Genomic DNA, 23,758 nt, shown 5'->3' with positions numbered 1-23,758 from the left:
GGCAGATGTTTGCTTTATGGATGAAGTCTAGCCTTATCCGTCTGTCCCAGGAGCAAAAGATGGCCAATGGTAGTCGTGTAACGGGTTTTGCAGCGTTGCCGGTCGTCGGCAGGGTGTTCATCATCTTTGGCATTGTCGGACTGATCGCTTCCGGCGTGCTGGCCATCGTCGAGATGTACGGCCCTCGTACCGCTTCGGCGACAGGCAGGATTGTCGCCGCCGAATACAATCCCCGCATCGAGTTCTCGACCGCCGACGGCACCGTCATCCGCTTCAACAATGCAGTCCACAGCTCGTTCTGGGGTGATGGCGACAGCGTCCCTGTCGCTTACGACCCAACCAATCCGCAAAATGCCTCCGTCGACAGCTTCGCCGGACGCTGGTTCCTTGCCGGGCTGGCCGGCATGCTCGGCGGTTTCTCCCTGCTGACCGGCATCGGTCTCGCCGTGATTGGACGGGTGCTTATCCGGCGGATTGGAATGAACCCGTCGCCATAGCCGCCGACCCCTGCCGTACAGACAAAGCTTGGCGTAACGGTCCAGTACGCTAGCGGACTGGCGCAGATGGAAGCACTGGCGAAACGCGGCCGCTTTGCGTATTACTCCGCCGCCATTGGAGCCGTATTGATGTTCGAGACCCTGCAACCTGCCCCGGCTGACAAGATCATCGCCTTGATCGGCCTCTATCGCGCCGATCCGCGCCCCGGCAAGATCGATCTCGGCGTCGGCGTCTACAAGGACCGCGACGGCAGGACGCCGGTCATGCGCGCCCTGCGCGAGGCCGAGAAGCGGTTGCTGCAGGACCAGGACACCAAGACCTATCTCGGCCTCGCCGGCGACACCGGCTTCAACACGGCGATGGTCAAGCTGGCCTTCGGCCCCGCTGCCGACATGACGCGCATCCGCGCCGCGCAAGCGCCTGGCGGTTCCGGCGCGCTGCGGCTGGTGGCGGAGCTGTTGAAGCGGACCCGCCCCGACGCAACCGTCTGGCTGTCGGACCCGACATGGCCGAACCACCCGCCGGTGATGCGCGGGGCCGGCCTCACGGTGCGCGATTATCCCTATTTCGATGCCGCTTCCGGCGCGGTGCGCTTCGACGAGATGCTGGCAACGCTTGGCGCAGCCGAGCCCGGCGATATCGTGCTGCTGCATGGCTGCTGCCATAACCCGACCGGCGCCAATCTCGATATCGCGCAATGGGCCAGCGTCGCCGATCTTGTCGTCGAGCGCGGGCTGTTGCCCTTTGTCGACATTGCCTATCAGGGCTTTGGCGAAGGCCTGGACGCCGATGCGGCCGGCTTGCGCCTTCTCGCGGGCAAGGTGCCTGAAATGGTCGTTGCCTCGAGCTGCTCGAAGAACTTTGCCGTCTACCGCGACCGCGTCGGCGCGGCGATGATCCTGGCGAAGGATGGTGCGCAAGCCGATGTGGCGATGAGCCAGATGCTGGCGGCGGCGCGCGCCATGTATTCGATGCCGCCGGACCATGGCGCCGCCGCCGTGCGCATGGTGCTGGAAGATGATGGCCTTCGCGCCGACTGGGAGGCGGAGCTGGAGGAGATGCGGCTGCGCATGCTGAGGCTGCGGGTCCAGTTCGCCGACGCGCTGCGCCGGCAGTCCAACTCCGACCGCTTCGACTTCATCGCCAGCCATCGCGGCATGTTTTCCAGGCTTGGCCTGACCGAGGCGCAAGTCGAGCGGCTGCGTGCCGAGTGTGGCGTCTACATGGTCGGCGACAGCCGCATCAACGTCGCCGGCCTGCCCGAGGACGGCATGGATGACCTCGCCAAGGCGGTTGTGTCGGTACTCGGCTGAAGCTCGCTGTGGACAATCTCCCCTCTCCGGCTGACGCCGTTGGCCGCACGACAGGCAGCGGGATAGCATTCGCCGCATGAAACCTTCGCGCGACATTTCCCGGCTGATCGAGATCATGGCGGCGCTCAGGGCGCCGAAGACCGGCTGTCCCTGGGACATCGAGCAGGATTTCTCGACCATCGCGCCCTATACGATCGAGGAAGCCTATGAGGTGGCGGACGCCATTGCGCGCGGCGATCTCGACGATCTGCGCGACGAACTCGGCGATCTCCTGCTGCAGGTCGTCTACCACGCGCAGATGGCTGAGGAAGCCGGCGATTTTGCCTTCGGTGATGTGGTCGAGGCCATCACCACCAAGATGATCCGGCGCCATCCGCATGTCTTCGGCGACGAGAAGGCGCGCAGCGCCGGCATGGCAAAGGGCATGTGGGAAAAGATCAAGGCTGAGGAAAAAGCCGAAAAGCGAAGTGCGCGCCTCGCCCGCGGCCTCGACCCCGAAGACCATGGCAAGGGTTTCCTGGACAGCGTGCCCGTCGCCCTGCCCGCTTTGACGCGGGCGCTAAAGCTGCAGGAAAAGGCAGCGCGTGTCGGTTTCGACTGGAGCGAGGCAGCACCCATCCTCGACAAGATCGAGGAAGAGATCGGCGAGCTGCGCGAGGCACTGGCTAAGGGCGAAACGGCTGAGATCAAGGACGAATTCGGCGACATGCTGTTTGCCGTCGTCAATCTGGGCCGTCACCTCAAGCTCGATTCGGAAGCGGCGCTCAGCGGCACCAACGAAAAGTTCCGCTCGCGCTTCCACTATGTCGAGCGCGCGATCGATGCATCGGGAAGCACGCTCGAAAAAGCCACGCTGGACGAGATGGAAGTGCTCTGGCAGCAGGCCAAGGGCGTGAAATAATCAGGCTTACTGCCTGTTTTTGCGGTGCAATCGGCTTTCGATCTCTTGCCGGGCGGTGTGCGTGGCCTTGAGTGCGATGGTCGCGCTGCCATCCTCATTGTCTACCCGCGAAACGACGTCGCCATTGCGGTATAGCCAGTCGACAAGGCCGAACTGCGGCGGTTCGATCGTCACCGTCAATTCCTCGAGTTCGCCCGACATCCTGGTCTCGATCAGCGCCTTCAGCGCATCGATGCCTTCGCCGGTGACCGCCGAGATGGCGATCGGCGGCGCCTTGTTGGCGTCAGTGCCGTCGGCGAGCAGGCGCTCCCGGTTGCCGTCGTCGAGAAGGTCGACCTTGTTCCACACTTCGACGACGCGCTTGGCATCGCCGGCATCGACGCCGAGATCGGCGAGAATGCGCTCGACGTCCTCGGCTTGCGCTGCGGTATCCGGATCCGAAATATCGCGCAGGTGGATGACCAGATCGGCCTCGACGACCTCTTCCAGCGTGGCGCGGAAGGCGGCGACCAGATGCGTCGGCAGGTCCGAAATGAAGCCGACTGTGTCCGACAGGATGATCGGCGTGCCGTGCGGCAGGCGCACGCGGCGCAGCGTCGGGTCGAGCGTTGCAAACAGCATGTCTTCGGCCAGCACGTCGGCCCCGGTCAGCCGGTTGAACAGCGTCGACTTTCCGGCATTGGTGTAGCCGACAATCGCCACCACCGGGAACGGCACCTTCTTGCGCTTGGCGCGGTGCAGGTCGCGGGTGCGGCGCACCGTTTCCAGCTCATGCTTGAGCTTGATGATTTTTTCCTGCAGCTGCCGCCGGTCCGACTCGATCTGGGTTTCGCCGGGGCCGCCGAGGAAGCCGGCGCCGCCGCGCTGGCGTTCAAGGTGGGTCCAGCTCCGCACCAGGCGGCCCTTCTGGTAGTTGAGATGGGCAAGTTCGACCTGCAGCGTGCCCTCCTTGGTCCGCGCGCGTTCGCCAAAAATCTCCAGGATCAATCCGGTGCGGTCGAGCACCTTGGCATTCATTTCTTTTTCGAGATTGCGCTGCTGCACCGGCGTCAGCGGATGGTCGACGATGACCACCTCCGCGTGACCCTCTTTGACGATCTCGGCAAATTCCGCAACCTTGCCGCTGCCGAGCAAGGTCGCCGGGCGTGGATCGTTGACGGTGACCACCGCCGTGTGGATCAGATCCAGGTTGATGGCGCGGGCAAGGCCGACCGCTTCGTCGTGGCGCGCATCCGCCGAACGCGTCAGCCGTGGACGGTTCGTTTCGTCATCGTTGCGCTGATGCCGGGTAAGCACCGGCACAATGACAACCGCCCGGGTCGGACCTGTGGCTTCCGTCCCGGAATTATGTGCTGGTTTCCCGCGGACGCCGCGGTCCGCGTCTTTTTCACGTGCCAATCAGGCGCCCTGGCTTTCCTCGCCATCGAACATCTGAACCGGCTGGCTCGGCATGATCGTGGAAATGGCATGCTTGTAGACGAGCTGGGAGTGGCCGTCACGGCGCAGCAGAACACAAAAATTGTCGAAGGAAGTGACCACGCCGGTCAGCTTGACGCCGTTGATGAGAAAGATGGTGAGTGGATTTTTGCTCTTGCGAACAGAATTCAGGAACAGGTCCTGAAGGTTTTGCGATCGTTCCGCCATTGTTCTTGTCTTTCGCCGATCCCCTTCGGTTTGCAGGCTAATGCGCCAAATTAGCGGGCACATGTCAAGCTTGCAAACACCCCCTTGCCGTCAGTAACGACAAGCAGAACGAGATATATTGATGTGCAGTCCGTCTGTGCGGTTATCAGGCTGGACTTTTTTCCGCAACGTCAAAAAAGGCTTGCCGCAATGAAAGTGTTATCGAACCGGGGTGCCCATTGGCGACCGCGGCACCGTCGATTGCCACGACCGGCATGGCGATTGTCGTTGCCGAACTGATGAAAGCTTCTCGCGCCGCCTTGGCTTCAGTGACTGAAAACCCGCGCTCCTCGATCGTCAACCCGAGCTTTGCCGCCACTTCGAACATGGTCGTGCGGGTGATGCCGCGCAGGATGCCATGCTCCGCCGGCCGGGTGACCAGAACGCCGTCCCTTGTAACGATCCAGGCGTTGGACGAGCCGCCCTCCTTGACGTTGCCATCGGTGTCGACGAACCAGGCTTCCTGGGCGCCGGCCTCCTTGGCTTTCTGCTTGGCCAGCACGTTGGGCAGCAGGCCGGTGCTCTTGATGTCGACCCGGTCCCAACGGTTTTCCGGCACGGTGATGACCTTGATGCCCGCCTCGGCTCGCTTGGCGGCCGCCGCCGGGTCGGCCTTTCTGGCCGTAATCACCAGCGATGACGGTGTATCGGCCGGGAAAACGAAGTCGCGGCTGGCAACACCGCGCGTAACCTGGACATAGACCAGGCCGTTGACGACGTGGTTGCGCCGCACGATCTCGCGCAGAAGAAGCGGCAGCACACCCTTGGTGACCGGCCAGTCGATCGACAATTCGCTAAGGGAGCGGCTCAGCCGGGCAAGATGGCGCGGCATGTCGACGATAAAGCCCTGCGCCACCTCGCAGACCTCGTAGACGCCGTCGGCGAATTGATAGCCGCGATCCTCGATATGCACGGCAGCGTCGGCATGGGCGACATAGCGCCCGTTCACATAGGCAATGCGCGGCATGGGTGATCCCTCAGAAAAGTTCCGGTTTTTCTATGCGATTCCGCCGCTGCCGTAACCGGCAATTGAATGGGCCACAGCCCGCTGGACCAACAACAACGGGGGTCAGACCCCCAGCGACTTCAGTTTCCGGTGCAGCGCCGAGCGCTCCATGCCAATGAATTCGGCCGTCTTCGAGATGTTGCCGCCGAAACGGTTGATCTGGGCGATCAGATAGTCCTTCTCGAACTGTTCGCGCGCCTCGCGCAGCGGCAGCGCCATGATGTGCTGGTCGGACTGGTTCGGCGTGCGCGGCATGACATCGCCGATCTCCGACGGCAACAGGTCGGCGGTGATCGGCGCATCGATATCGTCGCCACGCGCCAGGATCATCAGCCGTTCGACATTGTTGCGCAGCTGGCGGACATTGCCCGGCCAGTTGTGCGCCTGCAGCACGGCAAGCGCATCGTCGCCGATGCGGCGCGGCTTGATACCGGCCTGGCGAGCGATCTGCTTCATGAAATTGTCGACGAGGTAGGGAATGTCCTCGCGTCGCTCGGCCAGTCCCGGCACCATGACCGGAACCACCGCCAGGCGGTGATAGAGGTCTTCGCGAAAACGGCCGTCGGCGATCATCGCCTCCAGGTTCTGCGAGGTCGAGGAGATGATGCGGACGTCGACCTTGACCCGCTTGGTGCCGCCGACCCGCTCGAACTGCTGTTCGACCAGCACGCGCAAAATCTTGTTCTGCGTCTCGCGCGGCATGTCGGCCACTTCGTCGATGTAGAGAATGCCGCGGTGCGCCTCTTCAAGCGCGCCGACCTTGCGCTCGGTGCCGTTCGATTCGGTGCCGAACAGCTCGATCTCCATGCGCTCGGGCGTGATGTTGGCCGCGCTCAGCGTCACGAACGGCGCGCCCTTGCGCGTCGACAGCGTGTGGATGGCGCGCGCGGCGAGCTCCTTGCCCGAACCGGACGGACCGATGATCATGACGCGGCTGTTGGTCGGCGCAACGCGCTCGATGGTCTGGCGCAGCTGGCTCATCGCCGACGACATGCCGATCAAGTCGAAGGTTTCGCCGCTGCGCTGCTTGAGGTCGGACACCTCGCGCCGTAATTTCGAGGTTTCGAGCGCCCGCTCGGCGATCAGGATCAGCCTGTCGGCCTTGAACGGCTTCTCGATGAAATCATAGGCGCCGCGGCGGATGGCCGACACCGCTGTCTCGATATTGCCGTGGCCGGAGATCATCACCACCGGCAGGCTCGGATGCATCGTCTTGATCTCGTCGAGCAGCGCCAGCCCGTCGAGGCGCGAGCCCTGCAACCAGATGTCGAGGAAAATCAGCCGCGGCGCCCGGTCGGCGATTGCCGCGAGCGCGCTGTCGGCATCGAATGCCGTGCGGGTTTCATGCCCTTCGTCGCTCAATATGCCCGCGACGAGTTCACGGATGTCTTCCTCGTCATCGACGATGAGAATATCAGACGCCATTACCGACCTTTTCAGTTTCTCGTTCGTGTTCCGTTTCGCCTTGACCGCGTGGCGGCGCGGTTGCGGCAGCTGGCGGCAGGATGATCGAGATCATCGCGCCGCGTCCACCGTGGAAGTCCGCAGGCGCATCGTGCAATTCAAGCCGCCCGCCATGGTCCTCCACGATCTTCTTGACGATGGCGAGACCGAGCCCGGTGCCCTTCTCGCGCGTCGTCATGTAGGGCTCGAGCAGCCTTTGGCGGTTCTCGCGCGGCAAGCCTTTGCCATTGTCGATGACGTCGATTCTGATCGCGCCATTCTGCCGGGCAGCTTGAATCCGGATTATGCCGTGCGAACCGTCCTTTTGTTCCAGCCCGTCAATCGCCTCGGCCGCGTTTTTGATGACGTTGCCGAAAGCCTGCGCCATCAATCGGCTATCGAACGTGCCCTTGAGCGGTTCGTTGCCGAACACGCGTTCGAAAGCAATGTCGGCGCGGCTGACTTCGACCAGGAACGACGCCTCGCGCAGCGATTCACGCAGATCGATGGCTTTCATCTCGGGCTTGGGCATGCGGGCGAAAGCCGAGAACTCGTCGACCATGCGGCCGATATCCTCGACCTGCCGGATGATCGTGTCGGTGCACTGGTCGAAAATCTCGCGGTCCTCGGTGATGACCTTGCCGAAGCGTCGCTTGATGCGCTCGGCCGAGAGCTGGATCGGCGTCAGCGGGTTCTTGATTTCATGTGCGATACGCCGCGCCACATCCGCCCAGGCAGACGAGCGCTGTGCCTGGACCAGATCGGTGATGTCGTCGACCGTCACGACGTAGGATTTCTCCTCCTCGCCGTCGTCGCCGGCCTCGATGGTGATCTGCACGTTGAAGGTACGCTCGGCGCCGGTGCGATAGAAGGTGACCTGCTCGCGATAGACCGGCTTGCCGGATTTGCGGCCGATCTCGAAGACACGGCCGACATGCGGTAGCACGGCGGACAGGTTCTGCCCCAGCGCCGCCGTGGCCGATATGGCCAGCATCGTTTCGGCCGATTTGTTGACGATGGAGACGATGCCGTAGGGATCGACGCCGATGACGCCGGCGGTGACGCCGGCCAGCACCGCTTCCGAGAAACGACGCCGTTCGTCGATCAAATCCTTGGCCGACAGGATCTCGTTGCGCTGCGATTTAAGCTCCAGCAGCATCTTGTTGAACGTATCGCCAAGCGAGGCGACATCGCCGTCGGAAGGCCGTACCGGAACGGCGACATCGAGATTGCCGGTCGCAACCTCGTCAGCCGCGCCGATGAGTTGACGGATGGGCCGCACCAGACGGTCGGCCACCGCTATGCCGGTCCAGATGGCCGACAGGATGATGATCAGCGTCAGCGACAGATAGGGCAGCGCGAACGCCACCTGCGACGTCCGCCTGTTGTCTTCCAGGCCGCGATATTCGGCGGTGTTGGACTGGACGATCGCCCTCGCCTTGATCACTTCGGGGTCGACCAGGCGATTGGTGTAGAGGTAGAGGCCTTCGATCTCCCGCAGCTTGATGATGGCGCCCATGATGTTGCGCGTCTTCGGCTCGATCAGCACCGGCTTGCCGTCGGCCGCACTTGCCACCGCGCCCTCAGGCGGTGCCGGCATGGCGAAGTCCGCATCGGTCTGGGCACTCACGACAAAGGAGCCGTCTTCCCTCACCAGCGCCGCATGCACCAGGCTTCTGCCGACGGCTTCCTTGTTCATCAGGTCGAGAAAGCCGGTTCGATCGAGGCCGTAAAGCGTGCGCGACGCATCGAGATCGTAGGCCATCGACAGCGTCGTGCCCTGAAGATTGCGAGCGTTTTCCTGCACATAGGCGTCGGCGATCGACAGCGACGAGTTGACGATCGCCTTGGTGCGGATCTCGAACCAGCGGTCGAGGCCGATATCGAGCGTGATCGAGGCGATGATGGCCACCATGATGGCGGGGATGGCCGCGACCAGCGCAAACATCGTCACGATGCGCACATGCAGCCGCGACGCCGCCTTGCCGTGCCGGCGCGCCATGGTGATGCGATGCACCTCGCGGCCGACGAGGGCAATCAGCGCCAGCACAAATAAGGCATTGGCCGCAATCAGCGTCAGCGTTGTGTTTGCGTCTGGCGTGATCGGCGTGGCGCCGACAAGAATCGCAAACGAGATTGCCGCCGTAACCAGCGCGCCGGCAATTGCCACAACGCCGGGCAACGCAAGCAGCCGCCGTCCATCCCTCTGGCCGGGTCTGCTGAAAAGCGGTTCGTTTGATGTCAGAGCTTGCGAAGCCATGTCGCCGTCTAAGAGCCAGTGATTGCGTCGGATGTATGCAACGCATTGTGGCGATTATGCAACAAGTGTGGCCGTGACGGAAATCTTTCGGCCGCCGATCCCCTGAAAAGGGGATGACCTCGCGTCACTTCGAGCGCCAGGCGCTCATGGTCTCGACGATTTGTAGACGTTGACGCCCAGCTCGCGAATCTTCTTGCGCAACGTGTTGCGGTTGAGGCCCAGCAGTTCGGCGGCCTTGATCTGGTTGCCGCGGGTTGCCGTCATCGAGGCAAGGACCAGCGGATATTCGACCTCGGACAAGATGCGCTGATAGAGACCTGCCGGCGGCAACTCACCGGCGAAAGAGGCAAAATAGCGCTGCAGGAAGTGCTCCACCGCCTGGCCGATGGATAGATCGTCCGGGATCAAATTGCCGCCGCCGGGAACGACCGGTCTTTCGCCTGTCTTCAGCTCGGCTTCAATGATCTCGGCTGATATTTCGTCCTGCGAATAGAGCGCCGCAAGCCGGCGCACCAGGTTTTCCAACTCGCGCACGTTTCCCGGCCACGGATAGCGCTTCATCAATTCGATGCCGCCGGTCGAGATGCGCTTGGTCTGCAAGCCTTCGCTGGCGCCGATCTTGAAGAAATGCCGCACCAGATCGGGAATGTCTTCCGATCTCTCACGCAAACCCGGCAGCCGAAGCGGCACGACATTCAGGCGATAGAACAGATCCTCGCGGAAAAGCCCCTGGTTGATCAGCGTGCGCAGATCCTTGTTGGTGGCGGCGACGATGCGCACATCGGTCTTGATCGGGGTGCGCCCGCCGACCGTGGTGTATTCGCCCTGCTGCAGCACGCGCAGCAGCCGCGTCTGCGCCTCCATCGGCATGTCGCCGATCTCGTCGAGGAACAGCGTGCCGCCCTCGGCCTGCTCGAAGCGGCCGGTCGAGCGGTTCTGTGCGCCGGTGAAGGCGCCCTTCTCGTGGCCGAACAGCTCCGATTCGATCAAATCGCGCGGGATCGCCGCCATGTTGATGGCGACGAACGGACCGCCGCGGCGACGGCCATATTCGTGCAACGCGCGCGCCACCAATTCCTTGCCGGTGCCGGACTCGCCCGAGATCATCACCGTCAGGTCGGTCTGCATCATGCGCGCCAGCATGCGGTAGATGTCCTGCATGGCGGCCGACCGGCCGACCAGCGGCATCGCGTCAGGCTGTTCTTCCGGTCGCGTATCGATCTTCGGTCGGCGCGGCTCTGACAGCGCCCGGTTGACGATGTTGAGCAGTTCGGTCAAGTCGAACGGCTTCGGCAGATACTCGTAAGCACCTGTTTCGGAAGCACGAATCGCCGTCATGAAAGTGTTTTGCGCGCTCATCACGATGACCGGCAGCTCGGGGCGCGCCTTCTTGATGCGCGGCAGCATGTCGAAGGCGTTCTCGTCCGGCATGACAACGTCGGTGATCACCAGATCGCCCTCGCCCGCCGCCACCCAGCGCCACAGCGTCGAGGCGTTGGAGGTCACGCGCACCTCATGGCCGACGCGCGACAGCGCCTGATTGAGCACGGTGCGGATGGCCGCATCGTCGTCGGCGACGAGAATATTGCCGCGAACCGTCATTTGCGGTCTCCTTCGCCTTCATCATCGGCAGTGTCGATGGGTGTTTCTTTCCAGGCCGGCATCAGGATTCGGAAGGTGGTGCCGCGCGGCGTCGAATCGCATTCGATGATGCCGCCATGCTCGCCGACGATTTTCGCCACCAGCGCCAGGCCGAGCCCCGACCCGTTCGGCTTGGTGGTGATGAACGGATCGAACAGGATCGGCAGAATGTCTTCCGAAACGCCGGACCCATTGTCGCGCACGCAGAATTCAAGCGGTAGCGACACGCGGTCCTGGGTTCCGGGAACGGAAACGCGGATGCCCGGCCTGAACGCGGTCGACAGCACGATCTCGCCCTGCGGGTCGCCGCCGATCGCCTCGGCAGCGTTCTTGACCAGGTTGAGAAACACCTGGATCAGTTGGTCGCGGTTGGCGAAAACCGGAGGCAATGATGGATCATAGTCCTCCAATATCCTGATTCTCTTGGCAAAACCGTTCTTCGCGATTGCCTTCACATGATCCAGCACGACATGGATGTTGACAGGATAGCGGTCAATCGGCCGCTCGTCGGAAAACACTTCCATGCGGTCGACGAGGGAGACTATGCGATCAGTCTCGTCGGTGATGAGGCGGGTCAGCGCGCGATCCTCGTCGGACGCCGAGAGTTCGAGCAGCTGTGCGGCGCCACGTATGCCGGACAGCGGGTTCTTGATCTCATGTGCCAGCATGGCGGCAAGGCCGGTGACCGAACGCGCGGCACCCCTGTGTGTCATCTGCCGGTCGATCTTGTCGGCCATCGAGCGTTCCTGGAACATCACCACGATCGAGCCTGGGAATTCCGGCACCGGCGCGACATAGAGATCGACGACCTTCTCGATGCCGAGACGCGGCGACGACACGTCGACACGGTATTCGTTGACCGGCGCACGGCGCTCGCGCACCTGGTCGACCAGCTGCAGCAATGGGCTGCCGAACGGGATCAGTTTGGACAGTGTGTTGCGTGCCAGCATGTTGGCGCTGGAGCGGAAGAAGTCTTCCGCGTCGGCATTGGCGTAGGTGATGAACCCGTCCGGATCGACCATGATGACCGGACGGCGGATGGTGTTCAGCACGATATGGGCAGCATTTGCCATCTCGGTGCCCGGTGCAGCAGGCGCGTTCATGCAGCGCTCCGCATGGATGCGGCCTCGCCCCCGCCGGAAAACACCTCACGCAGCACGGCCATGACGCGGGCGGGCTCGAACGAGGTGAGGATGGCTTTGCGCCCTTCATTGGTGACGCCCACAGCGTGGCGATCGAGATACCAGCCGAGATGCTTGCGCGCCTGGCGCAAGCCACTTTCGACGCCGTAAAGCGTCAGCATGTCTTCGTAGTGGGAAACGATGTAGTCCGCCATGGCTTGCGGGCTTTCCGGCACGCCGGAGGGCGCGTTGCCCGCAGCCGTTGCCGCGATGTGGCCCGCCGTCCATGGCGCGCCATAATGCGCGCGGCCGATCATCACCGCGTCGGCGCCCGACTGTTCAAGGATTTCGGCGGCCTCCGCGGGCGAGCCCACATCGCCATTGGCGACGACCGGGATCGAGACGACGTCCTTGATGCGGGCGATGGCGCCCCAATCGGCCTTGCCTTGATAAAACTGGCAGCGCGTGCGCCCATGCACGGTCACCATTTTAACACCGGCCTCTTCGGCGCGGCGCGCCAAGACGGGTGCATTGAGCGCATTGTCGTCCCAGCCGAGCCGCATCTTGACCGTGACCGGCACCTGGACCGCGCCGATCACCGCTTCGATCAGCGACAGCGCGTGGTCGAGATCGCGCATCAGCGCCGAGCCGGCATAGCCGCCGGTCACCTTCTTGGCCGGGCAGCCCATATTGATGTCGATGATGTCGGCGCCCTCGCCGGCAGCGATGCGCGCGCCCTCGGCCATGTGCTCGGCCTCGCGGCCGGCAAGCTGGACCATATGGACGGGCAGCCCGGAATGACGGATGCGCAGGTCGCATCCGGCCCTGCCCTTGGCAAGCTCGCCGCTCGCCACCATTTCCGACACGACCAGGCCCGCGCCATGCGCGTAGGCGCGCTGCCGGAACGGCTCGTCCGTTATTCCCGACATGGGCGCGAGGAAGACGCGGTTGCGGATCGTCACGCCGCCAACGTCGAGCGGCGAAGCCAATTTTGTCACTTCAGGCATGCACAAAAACCAAGCATATCGGATTGCTGCACATTCTCTAGCCATAAGAAAGGCATTGTGCAACGCGCAATGACGTCACATTGCGGCGCATTTGGGAAAATGCTGGCCTTCGCCATAAGCCGCGACTAAGCCTCTCGGCATGACAGACGCAAGCGAAAAACCGGCCGAGGCGACGACCGACAAGGTCGGCGTGGTCATCGTTGCAGCCGGCCGCGGCGCGCGTGCCGGACAGGCCGACGGGCCGAAGCAATATCAACGCATCGGTGGCCGTGCCGTCATCGCGCGCACGCTGGAGACGTTCCTGGCGCATCCCAAAATTGGCCCCGTCGTCGTCGCCATCCATGCCGATGACCGCGCGCTTTTCGACAAGGCAGCCGGCGTGTATGCCGAGCGGGTTACCGCCGTGGTCGGTGGCGAGTCGCGCCAGGCCTCGGTCCGGCTCGGCCTGCTGGCGCTGAGGGAACGTACGCCCGGCCGTGTCCTTGTCCATGACGCGGTGCGGCCGTTTGTCGACACGGCCCTGATCGACCGTATCATCGCCGCCATTGGCGAGCGCCAGGGCGCGCTGCCCGCTTTGCCCGTCGCCGATACGCTGAAGCGCGAGTCGGCCACCGGCATGATCGAGGAGACGGTGCCAAGGGCCGGCCTTCATGCCGCGCAGACGCCGCAAGGCTTTCCGTTCTGGCCGTTGCTCGCCGCGCACGAAAAAGCCCATCATCTCGGCAAGACGGATTTCACCGACGATGCCGCGATCGCCGAATGGGCGCATATTCCGGTGAAAATCGTTCAGGGGTCGCCGGACAACGTCAAACTGACCTGGGCAAGGGATATTGCGATGGCGGATCAGCGGCTTACTGGCGAGCGTTTTCCAGACATTCGCACCGGCAATGGCTATGACGTGCACGCCTTCGAGGCAGGCGACCATGTCACTCTGTGCGGCGTCGCCATTCCGCACGGCAAGAAGCTTTCGGGACATTCGGATGCCGATGTCGGCCTGCACGCGCTGACCGATGCGCTGCTCGCCACTTGCGGCGCCGGCGACATCGGCACGCATTTCCCGCCTTCCGATCCGCAATGGAAGGGCGCGGCGTCGAAGATCTTCGTCGAGCATGCGGCCAGGTTGGTGCGCGAACGCGGCGGCCGCATCGCCAATGCCGACATCACGCTGATCTGCGAGGCTCCGCGCGTCGGCCCGCATCGCGAGGCCATGACCAACGCGTTGTCGGCGATGCTGGGCATTTCCAGCGATCGCATCTCCATCAAGGCGACTACCAACGAAAAACTCGGCTTTGTCGGCCGCGAGGAAGGCATCGCCGCCATCGCCACAGCCAGTGTCGTCTTCCCCGGGGAGGTTCCCGCATGAACAACAGCGATCTTGCCAACGCCCTGCTCCAGGTCTGCCAGCAGCGCGGCATCATGCTGGCAACGGCCGAGAGCTGCACCGGCGGCATGATCATCTCGGCAATGACCGACATTGCCGGCTCGTCCGCTGTCGTCGATCGCGGCCTCATCACCTATTCCGATGAAGCAAAGATGGAGATGCTCGGCGTCTCGCCCGCCACACTCGAGGCGCATGGCGCCGTCTCGCGCGAAACGGTTCTGGAGATGGCGGAGGGCGCTCTGGCGCGCTCGCGCGCCGGGCTGGCGCTTGCCGTCACCGGCATTGCCGGCCCAGGCGGCGGCTCGCCGGAAAAACCGGTCGGCCTCGTCTGGTTCGGAGTTGCCCTAAGAGGTGGGCCGGTGGCTGCCGAGCTCAATATGTTTGCCGACAATGGCCGCGACTTCATCCGCCGCGAGACGGTCAAGCATGCGCTGGAGATCGCGCTGCGCGCGCTCGGCGACACTCATGAGATGGGCGTCGTTCCGTAGATGACGTCCGCACGTTTTTCGAAGGCTTCGGAAAACATGCGGAAGGCACGATCGAACATGGTGCCCATCACCACGCCGAGGATGCGGCTCTTGAACTCGTAGTCGATGAAGAAGCGGACGTTGCAGCCGCCGCCGTCGGCCGGCTCGAAGCGCCAGATATTGCTGAGATATTTGAACGGTCCATCGATGTATTTGACATCGATTGTGTTTTCGTCCGGCTTCAGCAGCACTTGCGTCGTAAAGGTCTCGCGGATCGCCTTGTAGCCGATGCTCATATCGGCAACGAGAATGGTGCGGCCGTCACGCTCCTTGCGCGAGCGCACCGTCAGCGCCTCGCACAGCGGCAGAAATTCAGGATAGGTCTCGATATCGGCGACCAGCGCAAACATCTGCTCCGGCGTGTGGGCAACGCGGCGTGTGGCTTCGAATTTCGGCATTGAAGCAGGATTTAACTGGCTTTTTTGAGCTGCGCCTCACGCGCCGCCCGCAGCCTGGCGAAATCGTCACCGGCATGATGCGAGGAGCGCGTCAGCGGGCTCGACGCCACCAGCAGGAAACCCTTGGTCTTGCCGATCGTCGCGAAGGAGTTGAACTCCTCCGGCGTGACGAAGCGGATCACCGGGTGGTGTTTCTTCGACGGCTGCAGATACTGGCCAATGGTCATGAAGTCGACATTGGCCGAGCGCAGGTCATCCATCAGTTGCAGGATCTCGTTCCGCTCTTCGCCGAGGCCGACCATGATGCCGGACTTCGTGAAGATCGACGGGTCGAGCTCCTTGACCCGCTGCAACAGCCGGATCGAGTGGAAATAGCGAGCACCCGGCCGCACCGTCAGGTAGTTCGACGGCACGGTTTCGAGATTGTGGTTGAAGACATCGGGCTTGGCCGCCACGACGATCTCCAGCGCGCCCTCCTTGCGCAGGAAATCGGGCGTCAGGATTTCGATCGTCGTCAAGGGCGTCGCTGCTCGGATCGCCCGGATAACCTCGGCGAAATGCTGCGCGCCGCCATCGGCGAGATCGTCGCGGTCGACCGAGGTGATGACGACATGGGTCAGCCCCATCTGCTTGACGGCATGCGCGACACGCGCCGGCTCATCGGCATCGAGCGCGGTGGGAATGCCGGTGGCGACATTGCAGAAGGCGCAGGCGCGCGTGCAGATCTCGCCCATGATCATGAAGGTGGCGTGCTTCTTTTCCCAGCACTCGCCGATATTGGGGCAGCCGGCCTCTTCGCACACCGTGACCAGCTTGTGCGACTTCACGATCTCGCGGGTTTCGGCATAGCCCTTCGACATCGGCGCCTTGACGCGGATCCAGTCGGGTTTGCGCAGCACGTCCTGATCAGGCTTGTGTGCCTTCTCGGGGTGCCGCAGGCGCGGCGCGTTGGCGATCGTGTCGAGAACAGTGACCATCTCAAACCTGACTTGTTGGCGTCTGCCCGTCGGCATTCGCCCTTCTGGCGTCATCTAGGACTTTTCGGTGCAAAGAAAAAGGCTGCGGCGGCGCATGCCGCCACAGCCTTTTTCGCATAGCGGGGATCCAGAGCAATTCCAGGAAAAGTGTGACACGGTTTTCCGTCCGGAATTGCGTCAGAAGAACGAGATAAAACGGCGAGCCGTTTTATCGGCGAATGAGCCGCCCGGCAAAGATCAGCAGGCAGGCGCCGATGAAGCCGGTGATCAGGTAGGCGAGCCAGCCGACACCGAAGGGTTCGATGTTGAGCGCCCTGAGAATTGCGTTCAGCACCACCGCGCCGACAATGCCCATAATGATGTTCATTAAGACGCCGGTATTGCTCTTCATGACCATCTCGGCCAGCCACCCGGCCAAACCGCCGATGATGATGGCCGCAATCCAGCCCACGCCATTCACGTCCATATGCCAACTCCTCCAGTGTCAGGTGAAAATGCATCCGGAAACGAACTGTCTTGCCGTAAGGTTCCTCCGGCGCATGCGTCTGAGTCTCGCGGCAGCAATTTATCACGCGTTGAGCGCACGGCCATAGGCATCGAGCACGCTTTCCTTCATCATCTCCGACAGCGTCGGATGCGGGAAGATGGTGTGCATCAGTTCTTCCTCGGTGGTCTCCAGGTTCATCGCCACGACAAAGCCCTGGATCAGCTCCGTCACCTCGGCGCCGACCATATGCGCGCCGAGCAGCTGGCCGGTCTTCTTGTCGAAAATGGTCTTGATGAAGCCCTGGTCCTCGCCAAGCGCGATCGCCTTGCCGTTGGCGCCGAACTGGAAGCGGCCGACACGAATGTCCTTGCCTTCGGCCTTGGCCTTGGCTTCGGTGAGCCCGACCGATGCGACCTGGGGGTTGCAATAGGTGCAGCCCGGGATCTTCAGCTTGTCTGTCGCATGCACGCCGGGGAAATTGGCGATCTTTTCGATACATACCACGCCTTCATGCTCAGCCTTGTGAGCCAGCATAGGCGGCCCGGCGACATCGCCGATGGCGTAGATGCCGGGCACATTGGTCTTGCCGTAACCGTCAATGACGACACAGCCGCGATCCGTCTTCACGCCGAGCGTCTCGAGGCCGAGATTCTCGATATTGCCTTGCACGCCGACGGCCGAGATCATGCGGTCGGCGGTGATCTTCTCGACCTTGCCGTCCTTCATCTCGACATGTGCGGTAACCGAGTTGGCACCCTTCTCGACCTTGGTCACCTTGGCCTCGAGGATGATTTTCATGCCCTGCTTCTCGAACTGCTTCTGCGCGAATTTCGAGACCTCGGCATCCTCGACCGGCATCACCGCCGGCAAAAGCTCGACCACCGTCACCTCGGCGCCCATGGTGCGGTAGAAGGAGGCGAACTCGATTCCGATGGCGCCCGAACCCATGACCAGCAGCGATTTCGGCATCTCCTTCGGCACCATCGCCTCGAAATAGGTCCAGATCAGTTTGCCGTCCGGCTCGATGCCGGGCAGCGCGCGCGGCCGGGCGCCGGTGGCGAGAATGATGTGCTTGGCGGTATAGGTGCCCTCGCCCTTGACGCCCTTTGGCACCGGCGGCTGCGGCTCCATCGGCTTCTTCGCCGTCTTGGAGACGACGATCTCACCGGGCTTGGAGAGCTTGGCCTCGCCCCAGATAACGTCGACCTTGTTCTTCTTCATCAGGAAGGCGACGCCGCCATTGAGCCTCAACGACACTTTGCGCGAGCGGTCGACGACAGCGGCCGTGTCGGCGCTGACCTTGCCGCCTTCGAGCTTCAGGCCGTAGTCCTTCAGATGATCGGAATAGTGCATGATCTCGGCCGAGCGCAGCAGCGCCTTGGTCGGGATGCAGCCCCAGTTGAGGCAGATGCCGCCGAGGTGCTCGCGCTCGACGATGGCAGTCTTGAAGCCGAGCTGGGCGGAGCGCACCGCCGTGACATAGCCGCCGGGGCCCGAGCCGATGATTATGACGTCGTAGGATTCTGCCACGGGGTTTCTCCCTGATTTTTCTCTAGAGTTCCAGCATCACACGCACCAGCGGCACCAGCCCCTGGCCGATATTTCGCGTGTTTTCGGCATCGAGATGGACCCCGTCTATCGGTGTGGTCGAAGCCACCGTGCCGGCATCGAAAAAGCCGCAGCCGGCCTCGTCGGCGAGCGCGGAATAGTGCGGCGCCAGCCGCTTCGATGCCTCGTTGCCGCCGGCAAACATTTCCTTGAATTCGGCATTGTCCGTGCGGCTGACCGCTGGTGGCGCGACGATCAGGATTTGCGGCGCGGCCCAGCCGAACGGATAATCATGGCCGCGCACGATGTCGATCAGCCGCTGCACGCCCTGCTTGGCCGCGACCGGATTGCCGTGGATCCAGGGCTTCATGTCGTTGGCGCCGAGCATGATGATGATCAGGTCGAGCGGCGCATGGCTGGTCAGGATTGTCGGCAGCACCTTGGCGCCGTTGCGGTCCGCACCGGCCAGATGGTCGTCGAATGCCGTGGTTCGACCGTTCAGCCCTTCGGCGATGACCTCGGTATCATCGTCGCCCAGCGCCGCCTTGAGCACGCTCGGCCAGCGATCTTCCAGAGCATGGCGGCCAAGGCTCGCCGCGTCGTAGCCCCAGGTCAGGGAATCGCCATAGCAGAGGATCGTCTTCATGCACCCGCACCCGCCTCCGCCTTAAGCCCGCGCCGCACGCGCCATCCCACGAACAGCCACTGCACGATAACCGTGGCGATGCTTGGCAAAATCAGACCGGCGCCAACGGGAAGATCGCCCGACCACTGGGCCTTGCCCGGCGGCTGCGAGAAGGTCCAGGCAATCAGCCCGATTCCAGCCAGCACGAACAACGTAATCCCAACAATCCCCGCCAGGTTTATCGCCCTTTGCGGATTTGGCACGAACTGCGCGATGAAAAATACCACCGTCGCAACGATGGTGACCAGCGCCGAAACCATGAACACCAGGATGTATTCCGAATTCGCATTGGTGGCGATTGCCAGCCACAGCGCCGCCAGCCCGCCGGCCAGGCCGGAAAGGATCAGGGCGAAAAGGCTGGTGACGAATTGCCGCACAGCCTTTCCTTCCTAGACCAGCATGCCCATCGGATTTTCGATCATGCGCTTGAAGGCGACCAGAAGTTCGGCGCCGAGCGCTCCGTCGACGGCGCGGTGATCGGTCGACAGCGTCACCGACATGATATTGGCGATTTTGATCTCGCCGTTCTTGACCACCGGCCGCTGCTCGCCCGCACCCACCGCCAGGATCGTCGCATGCGGCGGGTTGATGACGGCGGCAAAGTCCTTGATGCCGAACATGCCGAGATTGGAAACCGCCGTCGTACCGCCTTGATATTCGTCAGGCTTCAGCTTGCGGCTGCGGGCACGGCTCGCGAGATCTTTCATCTCGTTGGAGATGGTGGACAGCGTCTTTTCGTCGGCGTGGCGGATGATCGGCGTGATCAGGCCGCCGGGGATCGACACGGCAACGCCGACATCGGCGTGCTTGTGCTTGACCATGGCGCTTTCGGTCCACGATGCATTGGCATCCGGCACCGCCATCAGCGCCATCGCCATCGCCTTGATCACCATGTCGTTGACCGAGAGTTTGTAGACGGGAGCCTCGCCCTTGTCGGTCTTCTTCGTCGGAGCAGCCGCATTGATCTGTGTGCGCAGCGCCAGCAGCGCATCGAGCTCGCAGTCGAGCGTCAGGTAGAAATGCGGGATGGTTGTCTTGGCCTCGACCAGGCGGCGCGCAATGGTCTTGCGCATATTGTCGTGCGGGACGAGCTCATAGGACCCTTCGGCAAACAGCTTCAGCACCTGTTCGTCCGACATCGCCTTGGGTGCCGCAGCCGGAGCCGCAGGTGCCGGAGCGCCGGCAGGTGCGGCTTTCGCGGCCGGTGCAGCCTTGGCGCCACCGCCGGCAATCGCCGCCTCGACGTCGGCCTTGACGACACGGCCATGCGGGCCGGTGCCGGTCACGGCGGACACATCGACGCCTGCGTCTTTGGCGATGCGACGCGCCAGCGGCGAGGCGAAGGTGCGCTCGCCTGACGATTGGCTGATCTCCCCCCTTGTGGGGGAGATGGCCGGCAGGCCAGAGGGGGGCGCGACAGACTGAGAGGTCGGCGGGGCAGCGCCCCCCTCTGTCGACTTCGTCGACATCTCCCCCACGGGTGGGGAGATTGACGCCTTATCCTGCTTGGCATCGGCTTTCGCGGGCGCGGCATCGCCGCCGCCCTTTGCCGCTGCACCTGCATCCTCGCCTTCGCCGGCGAGAATGGCGATCAGCGCATTGACCTTCACGCCTTCGGTGCCGGCCGGAACGACCAGCTTGGCGACCGTGCCCTCATCGACGGCCTCGACTTCCATCGTCGCCTTGTCGGTCTCGATCTCGGCGATCACGTCGCCCGGCGAAACCTTGTCGCCTTCCTTGACCAGCCACTTGGAAAGATTGCCCTCTTCCATCGTGGGCGACAGCGCCGGCATGGTGATGTTGATTGGCATGATGTCCTCCCGACCGGCTCAGCGATACGTGACGGCTTTGACCGCCTCGATGACCTCGCCGACATTGGGCAAGGCCAGCTTTTCGAGGTTCGCCGCATAGGGCATCGGCACGTCCTTGCCGGCGATGGTGATGACCGGCGCGTCGAGGAAATCGAAGGCGCGCTGCGACACCTGATTGGCGATGTGGTCGCCGACCGAGCTTTGCGGGAAACCTTCTTCCACCACGATCAGGCGGTTGGTCTTCTTTACGGAGGCAATGACGGTGTCGAGGTCGAGCGGGCGGATGGTCCGGAGATCGATGATCTCGGCATCGATGCCCATGCCGCGCAGTTCGGCTTCCGCCTTGATGGCATAGGTCATGCCGATACCGAACGAGACGATGGTGACGTCCTTGCCCTGCTTGTGAATGCGCGCCTTGCCGATCGGCAGCACGAAATCGTCGAGCTTCGGCACGTCGAAGGACTGGCCGTAGAGGATTTCGTTCTCGAGGAAGATGACCGGGTTCGGATCGCGGATCGCCGCCTTGAGCAGGCCCTTGGCATCGGCAGCCGTGTACGGCATCACCACTTTCAGGCCGGGAATATGGCTGTACCAGGCGGCATAGCACTGCGAATGCTGGGCGCCGACGCGGGCGGCAGCCCCGTTCGGGCCGCGGAACACGATCGGCGCGCCCATCTGGCCGCCCGACATATAGAGCGTCTTGGCGGCGGAGTTGATGATCTGGTCGATCGCCTGCATGGCGAAATTAAAGGTCATGAATTCGACGATCGGCTTCAGGCCGGCCATTGCCGCACCGACGCCGACGCCGGCAAAGCCATGCTCGGTGATCGGCGTGTCGACCACGCGGCGCGGCCCGAATTCCTGCAGCAGGCCTTGCGTGATCTTGTAGGCGCCCTGGTATTCCGCGACCTCCTCGCCCATGACGAAGACATCGCCGTCGCGGCGCATTTCCTCGGCCATGGCATCGCGCAAGGCCTCGCGCACCGTGGTCGAGACCATCTCGGTGCCGGCGGGAATATCGGGATCGGCCGCAGGTTTGGCCGCCGGAGCGGCGGGAACTGCCTTCGGAGCCTCGCCGGCATCCTGGGGAGCCGCTTTTGAACCTTCCTCGGCTGCATCGGTCCGCTGACTGCCAGCGGAAACGGCATCCTGGGTGGAGGCAGGCTTGCCGCTCTTTTCGACATCGCCTGCACTTTCACCGTCCTGCAGCAACACGGCGATCACCGCGTTGACCTTGACGCCTTCGGTGCCGGCGGGAACCACGATCTTGCCGATCGTGCCTTCATCGACGGCTTCGACTTCCATCGTCGCCTTGTCGGTTTCGATCTCGGCGATGACATCGCCGGCGACGACCTTGTCGCCCTCGTTCTTCAACCATTTGGAAAGATTGCCCTCTTCCATGGTCGGCGAGAGAGCGGGCATGAGAATTTCGATCGGCATGTCCTTGCCCTCCCGTTACAATACGATGTCGGTCCAGAGCTCGGACGGATCCGGCTCTGCGTCGTGCTGGGCAAATTCGGCAGCGTCGGCGACGATGTCGCGGACTTCCTTGTCGATGTTCTTGAGTTCGTCCTCGGTCGCCCACTTCTTGGCCGTCAGCCGCGCCTTGACCTGCTCGATCGGATCATGATCCGAGCGCATCTTCTGCACTTCTTCTTTGGAGCGGTATTTTGCTGGATCCGACATCGAGTGGCCGCGATAGCGATAGGTCTGCATTTCGAGGATGATCGGCCCGTTGCCGGCACGGCACCATTCGGTCGCCTGGTCGCCGGCGGATTTGACCGCACGCACATCCATGCCGTCGACCTGAATGCCGGGAATCTTGAACGAGGCGCCGCGATGCGAAAAATTGGTTTCGGCCGACGAGCGCGACACCGAGGTGCCCATGGCATAGCGGTTGTTCTCGATGATGTAGATCACCGGCAGCTTCCACAGCGAGGCCATGTTGAAGCTTTCATAGACCTGACCCTGATTGGCAGCGCCATCGCCGAAATAGGTCAGCGACACATTGTTGTTGTCGCGGTAGCGGTTGGCGAAGGCGAGACCAGTGCCGAGCGAGACCTGCGCGCCGACAATGCCGTGGCCGCCGTAAAAATGCTTCTCCTTGGAGAACATGTGCATGGAGCCGCCCTTACCCCTCGACAGGCCACCACGGCGTCCGGTCAGCTCTGCCATGACGCCCCGCGGTGACAGTTCCATCGCCAGCATGTGGCCATGGTCGCGATAGGCGGTGATCATCTGGTCGCCGTTGATCAGCGACATCTTCATGCCGGTGACGACCGCTTCCTGGCCGATATAGAGGTGGCAGAAGCCGCCGATAAAGCCCATGCCGTAGAGCTGGCCGGCCTTTTCCTCGAAGCGGCGGATAAGCAGCATGTGCCGGTAGGCGGCAAGCTCCTCGTCCTTGGTGAAGTCTGCCGGCTTGGGGGCGGAAAGCCCGGTTGATTTGGCAGATGTCGATTTAACGGATTTGGCAGGCGCTTTTTTGGCGGCGGTGGCCATGCATCACTCCCTGTTGGCGTCTCTTTGCGGACACTAAAGCAGACCATGTCTGCTCCGGTGAGGATCAGCTCCTCCCCACCGATTGGAAGGAAGCTAACATGCGAGACCGCGTTTCGCCATGCAGAAAAACGCATGGCTGGCATGCATCTAAATGCCTAGAATCATTGGAAATAAAAGCGATTAACCGAAATTAAGTTATTTCGAATTGGCCGGCAGCATGATGGTGATTTCATCGGGCTGGGACAGATTGAGCGCCCGGCGTGCCTGCTCGTCGAGCATATCCTTTTCAAGCGTGCCCTCATGCATCAGCTGGACGCGCCGCTCCAGATCGACCCGGCGCGCCTTGATGGCATCGTACTTGGCCTGCAATTCGATGGTCTGCGCTTCGAGCTGATATTTGGAATTGATGCCGAACTCGCCATGATAGGCATGGAAGCCGAAATAGGCCAGGAACGCCACGCAAAGCGACGGGATGATCAGCCGGCCGGTGTTTCTCTGCTTGTGCTGGCGTGTCCACATAGTCGCAATCCTCTGACCTGTCTATCTCGCCCGATTGTGCTTAATGGACG

23 protein-coding genes are annotated in these 23,758 nt (G+C 62.8%); 5 read left to right on the top strand and 18 right to left on the bottom strand.

Annotated elements, in window-relative coordinates:
• Window positions 1–59: 59 nt before the first annotated feature.
• The 3 genes from X771_RS149205 (at window position 60) to mazG (ending at window position 2,712) form a co-directional block, all read left to right on the top strand.
• Window positions 60–497 (top strand): DUF3592 domain-containing protein, encoded by a 438-nt coding sequence (locus X771_RS149205; RefSeq protein ID WP_196813731.1) that lies wholly within the window; start codon window positions 60–62, stop codon window positions 495–497.
• A gap of 129 nt (window positions 498–626) precedes the next feature.
• Window positions 627–1,811 carry an amino acid aminotransferase gene (locus tag X771_RS149210; protein ID WP_023688463.1) on the top strand — a complete coding sequence of 395 codons (1,185 nt, stop codon included), beginning with the start codon at window positions 627–629 and terminating at the stop codon, window positions 1,809–1,811.
• Between the two features lie 76 nt (window positions 1,812–1,887).
• Window positions 1,888–2,712, top strand: a complete 825-nt coding sequence (gene mazG, locus X771_RS149215) for a nucleoside triphosphate pyrophosphohydrolase (protein WP_023688462.1) — start codon at window positions 1,888–1,890, stop codon at window positions 2,710–2,712.
• Window positions 2,713–2,718: 6 nt separating this feature from the next.
• On the opposite strand, the gene hflX is transcribed toward mazG, so the two are convergent.
• The 8 genes from hflX to dusB form a co-directional block, all read right to left on the bottom strand.
• Window positions 2,719–4,110 carry a GTPase HflX gene (gene hflX / locus X771_RS149220; protein WP_023688461.1) on the bottom strand — a complete coding sequence of 464 codons (1,392 nt, stop codon included), beginning with the start codon at window positions 4,108–4,110 and terminating at the stop codon, window positions 2,719–2,721.
• Window positions 4,111–4,356, bottom strand: a complete 246-nt coding sequence (gene hfq / locus X771_RS149225; RefSeq protein WP_006202172.1) for an RNA chaperone Hfq — start codon at window positions 4,354–4,356, stop codon at window positions 4,111–4,113.
• Between the two features lie 145 nt (window positions 4,357–4,501).
• Window positions 4,502–5,362 carry a D-amino-acid transaminase gene (locus X771_RS149230; protein WP_023668930.1) on the bottom strand — a complete coding sequence of 287 codons (861 nt, stop codon included), beginning with the start codon at window positions 5,360–5,362 and terminating at the stop codon, window positions 4,502–4,504.
• Window positions 5,363–5,464: 102 nt separating this feature from the next.
• Window positions 5,465–6,826, bottom strand: a complete 1,362-nt coding sequence (locus X771_RS149235; protein ID WP_023668929.1) for a sigma-54 dependent transcriptional regulator — start codon at window positions 6,824–6,826, stop codon at window positions 5,465–5,467.
• The gene (locus tag X771_RS149240) at window positions 6,816–9,104 is read right to left on the bottom strand and encodes a PAS domain-containing sensor histidine kinase (protein ID WP_023688460.1); all 2,289 of its coding nucleotides are present in this window, start codon (window positions 9,102–9,104) and stop codon (window positions 6,816–6,818) included. Before X771_RS149240 ends, X771_RS149235 begins: the two co-directional genes overlap by 11 nt.
• Before the next feature lie 144 nt (window positions 9,105–9,248).
• Window positions 9,249–10,706: a nitrogen regulation protein NR(I) gene (gene ntrC / locus X771_RS149245; protein ID WP_023688459.1), complete on the bottom strand. Its 1,458-nt coding sequence runs from the start codon at window positions 10,704–10,706 to the stop codon at window positions 9,249–9,251.
• The gene (locus X771_RS149250; protein ID WP_023688458.1) at window positions 10,703–11,848 is read right to left on the bottom strand and encodes a nitrogen regulation protein NR(II); all 1,146 of its coding nucleotides are present in this window, start codon (window positions 11,846–11,848) and stop codon (window positions 10,703–10,705) included. The genes ntrC and X771_RS149250 overlap by 4 nt, the downstream gene beginning before the upstream one ends.
• Window positions 11,845–12,873 (bottom strand): tRNA dihydrouridine synthase DusB, encoded by a 1,029-nt coding sequence (gene dusB / locus X771_RS149255; protein WP_023688457.1) that lies wholly within the window; start codon window positions 12,871–12,873, stop codon window positions 11,845–11,847. Before dusB ends, X771_RS149250 begins: the two co-directional genes overlap by 4 nt.
• 139 nt (window positions 12,874–13,012) lie before the next feature.
• Here dusB and X771_RS149260 point away from each other — a divergent pair, with 139 nt between their 5' ends.
• Both X771_RS149260 and X771_RS149265 read left to right on the top strand, forming a co-directional pair.
• Window positions 13,013–14,236, top strand: coding sequence for a bifunctional 2-C-methyl-D-erythritol 4-phosphate cytidylyltransferase/2-C-methyl-D-erythritol 2,4-cyclodiphosphate synthase (locus X771_RS149260; protein ID WP_023688456.1), 1,224 nt, complete (start codon window positions 13,013–13,015; stop codon window positions 14,234–14,236).
• Entirely contained in the window at window positions 14,233–14,742 is a 510-nt protein-coding gene (locus tag X771_RS149265) for a CinA family protein (protein ID WP_023688455.1), read from the top strand. The genes X771_RS149260 and X771_RS149265 overlap by 4 nt, the downstream gene beginning before the upstream one ends.
• On the opposite strand, the gene X771_RS149270 is transcribed toward X771_RS149265, so the two are convergent.
• From X771_RS149270 to X771_RS149315, 10 genes are all read right to left on the bottom strand, one after another.
• On the bottom strand, window positions 14,718–15,179 hold the full coding sequence (locus X771_RS149270; protein ID WP_023688454.1) for a type II toxin-antitoxin system RatA family toxin: 462 nt from the start codon (window positions 15,177–15,179) through the stop codon (window positions 14,718–14,720). The genes X771_RS149265 and X771_RS149270 overlap by 25 nt on opposite strands.
• Window positions 15,180–15,190: 11 nt before the next feature.
• A complete protein-coding gene (gene lipA / locus X771_RS149275; RefSeq protein WP_023688453.1) occupies window positions 15,191–16,156 on the bottom strand; it encodes a lipoyl synthase in 966 nt (321 codons plus the stop codon).
• Window positions 16,157–16,364: 208 nt separating this feature from the next.
• Window positions 16,365–16,622, bottom strand: a complete 258-nt coding sequence (locus X771_RS149280) for a GlsB/YeaQ/YmgE family stress response membrane protein (RefSeq protein ID WP_023668920.1) — start codon at window positions 16,620–16,622, stop codon at window positions 16,365–16,367.
• A 102-nt stretch (window positions 16,623–16,724) separates the two neighbouring features.
• Window positions 16,725–18,173, bottom strand: a complete 1,449-nt coding sequence (lpdA, locus tag X771_RS149285; protein WP_023688452.1) for a dihydrolipoyl dehydrogenase — start codon at window positions 18,171–18,173, stop codon at window positions 16,725–16,727.
• 22 nt (window positions 18,174–18,195) lie between these two features.
• Window positions 18,196–18,837: an SGNH/GDSL hydrolase family protein gene (locus X771_RS149290; RefSeq protein ID WP_023688451.1), complete on the bottom strand. Its 642-nt coding sequence runs from the start codon at window positions 18,835–18,837 to the stop codon at window positions 18,196–18,198.
• On the bottom strand, window positions 18,834–19,253 hold the full coding sequence (locus X771_RS149295; protein WP_023688450.1) for a hypothetical protein: 420 nt from the start codon (window positions 19,251–19,253) through the stop codon (window positions 18,834–18,836). The genes X771_RS149290 and X771_RS149295 overlap by 4 nt, the downstream gene beginning before the upstream one ends.
• A 12-nt stretch (window positions 19,254–19,265) precedes the next feature.
• Complete coding sequence (locus X771_RS149300; RefSeq protein ID WP_023688449.1) at window positions 19,266–20,687, bottom strand: pyruvate dehydrogenase complex dihydrolipoamide acetyltransferase; 1,422 nt, start codon at window positions 20,685–20,687, stop codon at window positions 19,266–19,268.
• An 18-nt stretch (window positions 20,688–20,705) separates the two neighbouring features.
• The gene (locus X771_RS149305; protein WP_023688448.1) at window positions 20,706–22,127 is read right to left on the bottom strand and encodes a pyruvate dehydrogenase complex E1 component subunit beta; all 1,422 of its coding nucleotides are present in this window, start codon (window positions 22,125–22,127) and stop codon (window positions 20,706–20,708) included.
• A gap of 15 nt (window positions 22,128–22,142) precedes the next feature.
• Entirely contained in the window at window positions 22,143–23,189 is a 1,047-nt protein-coding gene (pdhA, locus tag X771_RS149310) for a pyruvate dehydrogenase (acetyl-transferring) E1 component subunit alpha (RefSeq protein ID WP_023682559.1), read from the bottom strand.
• 195 nt (window positions 23,190–23,384) lie between these two features.
• Window positions 23,385–23,708: a septum formation initiator family protein gene (locus tag X771_RS149315; protein WP_023688447.1), complete on the bottom strand. Its 324-nt coding sequence runs from the start codon at window positions 23,706–23,708 to the stop codon at window positions 23,385–23,387.
• Between the last annotated feature and the right edge of the window lie 50 nt (window positions 23,709–23,758).

Source organism: Mesorhizobium sp. LSJC269B00, assembly GCF_000502815.1.
GTDB lineage: Bacteria > Pseudomonadota > Alphaproteobacteria > Rhizobiales > Rhizobiaceae > Mesorhizobium.
This window is presented reverse-complemented; position numbering and strand designations above follow the sequence as displayed.

Excerpts from the sequence above, each read along its gene's own strand:
- X771_RS149205 (WP_196813731.1), top strand. The coding sequence starts at position 60 with ATGGCCAATGGTAGTCGTGTAACGGGTTTTGCAGCGTTGCCGGTCGTC.
- X771_RS149210 (WP_023688463.1), top strand. The coding sequence starts at position 627 with ATGTTCGAGACCCTGCAACCTGCCCCGGCTGACAAGATCATCGCCTTG.
- mazG (WP_023688462.1), top strand. The coding sequence starts at position 1,888 with ATGAAACCTTCGCGCGACATTTCCCGGCTGATCGAGATCATGGCGGCG.
- hfq (WP_006202172.1), bottom strand. The coding sequence starts at position 4,356 with ATGGCGGAACGATCGCAAAACCTTCAGGACCTGTTCCTGAATTCTGTT.
- X771_RS149230 (WP_023668930.1), bottom strand. The coding sequence starts at position 5,362 with ATGCCGCGCATTGCCTATGTGAACGGGCGCTATGTCGCCCATGCCGAC.
- X771_RS149235 (WP_023668929.1), bottom strand. The coding sequence starts at position 6,826 with ATGGCGTCTGATATTCTCATCGTCGATGACGAGGAAGACATCCGTGAA.
- X771_RS149240 (WP_023688460.1), bottom strand. The coding sequence starts at position 9,104 with ATGGCTTCGCAAGCTCTGACATCAAACGAACCGCTTTTCAGCAGACCC.
- ntrC (WP_023688459.1), bottom strand. The coding sequence starts at position 10,706 with ATGACGGTTCGCGGCAATATTCTCGTCGCCGACGACGATGCGGCCATC.
- X771_RS149250 (WP_023688458.1), bottom strand. The coding sequence starts at position 11,848 with ATGAACGCGCCTGCTGCACCGGGCACCGAGATGGCAAATGCTGCCCAT.
- dusB (WP_023688457.1), bottom strand. The coding sequence starts at position 12,873 with ATGCCTGAAGTGACAAAATTGGCTTCGCCGCTCGACGTTGGCGGCGTG.
- X771_RS149260 (WP_023688456.1), top strand. The coding sequence starts at position 13,013 with ATGACAGACGCAAGCGAAAAACCGGCCGAGGCGACGACCGACAAGGTC.
- X771_RS149265 (WP_023688455.1), top strand. The coding sequence starts at position 14,233 with ATGAACAACAGCGATCTTGCCAACGCCCTGCTCCAGGTCTGCCAGCAG.
- X771_RS149270 (WP_023688454.1), bottom strand. The coding sequence starts at position 15,179 with ATGCCGAAATTCGAAGCCACACGCCGCGTTGCCCACACGCCGGAGCAG.
- lipA (WP_023688453.1), bottom strand. The coding sequence starts at position 16,156 with ATGGTCACTGTTCTCGACACGATCGCCAACGCGCCGCGCCTGCGGCAC.
- X771_RS149280 (WP_023668920.1), bottom strand. The coding sequence starts at position 16,622 with ATGGACGTGAATGGCGTGGGCTGGATTGCGGCCATCATCATCGGCGGT.
- X771_RS149290 (WP_023688451.1), bottom strand. The coding sequence starts at position 18,837 with ATGAAGACGATCCTCTGCTATGGCGATTCCCTGACCTGGGGCTACGAC.
- X771_RS149300 (WP_023688449.1), bottom strand. The coding sequence starts at position 20,687 with ATGCCAATCAACATCACCATGCCGGCGCTGTCGCCCACGATGGAAGAG.
- X771_RS149305 (WP_023688448.1), bottom strand. The coding sequence starts at position 22,127 with ATGCCGATCGAAATTCTCATGCCCGCTCTCTCGCCGACCATGGAAGAG.
- pdhA (WP_023682559.1), bottom strand. The coding sequence starts at position 23,189 with ATGGCCACCGCCGCCAAAAAAGCGCCTGCCAAATCCGTTAAATCGACA.
- X771_RS149315 (WP_023688447.1), bottom strand. The coding sequence starts at position 23,708 with ATGTGGACACGCCAGCACAAGCAGAGAAACACCGGCCGGCTGATCATC.